This window comes from Pseudomonas oplopanacis, assembly GCF_057128725.1.
The window spans coordinates 1-1641 of sequence record NZ_JBSKHV010000036.1 but is presented as its reverse complement, the minus strand read 5'-3'; the positions used below and the strand labels follow the sequence as shown (position 1 = coordinate 1641).

General features: G+C 54.6%; 1 protein-coding gene. It reads right to left on the bottom strand.

Going from position 1 to position 1641, the window contains the following annotated elements; translation table 11 throughout:
- Window positions 1-41: 41 nt before the first annotated feature.
- Window positions 42-1570 (bottom strand): IS3 family transposase gene (locus ACWKV5_RS29575; RefSeq protein WP_483844143.1). Its coding sequence is split into 2 segments (ribosomal slippage): window positions 42-1111 and window positions 1111-1570, totalling 1530 coding nucleotides; the frame shifts between segments, so codons are not numbered across the junction.
- Between the last annotated feature and the right edge of the window lie 71 nt (window positions 1571-1641).

The window sequence follows — 1641 nt, the reverse complement described above, 5'->3', positions numbered from 1 at the left end:
CGGTACGTGTCAAGGTACCTGTCGCCTTGGTACTTCCGCTGCTAACCCATTGCGCCGTTAACTTCAGGGCGTTCTGGGTTCAAATACACCGCATCTGCCAGCCTCCAGTTGCGTGTCCTGGTACTCCAGCGGCTCGGATTCGCTTCCCTGGCCTCTTCATAAAGCGCTGCTCTAGCTTGTAATAAAGCCGTCGCTTTGCCTTCGTGTCGCTCGTTTGGTGTCACGTATTTCAAGGCACTGTGGCGGTGATCTTCGTTGTACCACTCGATGAATTTCTGCACCCAAAGCCTTGCATCAGTCACCGTTTCAAAAGGTTGATCCGGCCAGAGTGGGCAGTACTTAGCGGTGCGGAAAAGTGCCTCGGCATAAGCGTTATCGTTGCTCACCCTAGGCCGGCTAAAGGATGGCTCGACGCCCAGCGCAACCATACTTTCACGCAACAAAGAACCTCTCATCACGTGCCCGTTATCCGAGTGCAGCACCAGCGGGCGACCCGCTGTGTGTTCACGTAAGCACCCCTTTCTGAGCAGTTCGCACGCGTGTTCGGCGCACTCCACCTCATGTACTTCATTGGCGACCAGCTTGCGGCTGTAGACATCCTTGACCATGTACCAGTAGAAAAACCGGCCTCTGACGGTACTTGGCAACCAGGTGATATCCCAGCACCACACCTGATTGGGGCTGTCAGCGCGATGAGTCGTCAGCACCCTGCGTTTCGGGGCTTTGGTTCTGCCACGACGCACGTTTTGGTTGGCGGTTTTTAACACACGATAAAACGTCGACTCCGAAGCCAGGTAGATGCCTTCATCGGCCAGCTTAGGAACGATTTGGTGCGGGGTGAGGCTGGCGTAGCCAGCCTGATTGGCGGCATCAAGCACTGCTTGGCGCTCCGTCTCACTGAGCTTATTAGCCGGAGCTGCCCGTTGAGCCAGTCGTCGTCGATCACAACCAGTGTGTCGCCAGCGTTGGACTGTGCGCAGGCTCAACCCCAACTCATTGCACGCTCGATATCGACGAGCGCCATTCAGTACCGCGTCTGCAATCAACTTCATGGCTTGCGTGCGATCAAAGGCGTCGATCAGTCTTCCTTGTCCTTGCCCCAGATCGCATTGGCTTTTTTTCTGAGTGCCAGCAAAGCCTCCGCCTCAGCACGCCCAGCATCTGACCGGATCAACTGACGCTCCAATTCTTTAATCCGCCGTTGTTCGGCAGTTTTCTCTACATTGGGTTTCAGATCAGCAAGAATATTGGCGTTTTGGCAGATCTCGCGCCATTGACGGATTTGCTCCGGGTAGATGCCCTTGAGCCGGCAGTATTGAGAAATCTCCACCTCACTCAACGGTGCTGTTTCCATCACAGCGTTGAATTTATCGGCGCTGGACCATTGATCACTGGTCTTGCCATTTCCTGGCACGATCAAACCTTTATCTCTAGCCATTTGTCTCCAGTTTCGCAGTGACTGAGGCGTGAGATTAAGTGCAACGGCGAGTTCCGCCACTGAGCGATTGAGGGGCGGCATCATTTGCAGGACGACCCAATCTTTGAAGTCTTCGTTATAGCGCTTGGACATTGCTAAACACCTTCGCCCTCTTGCATGAGTGAGTCAATCAACAAGGGCGACAGGTAGCCTGACACGGAGGG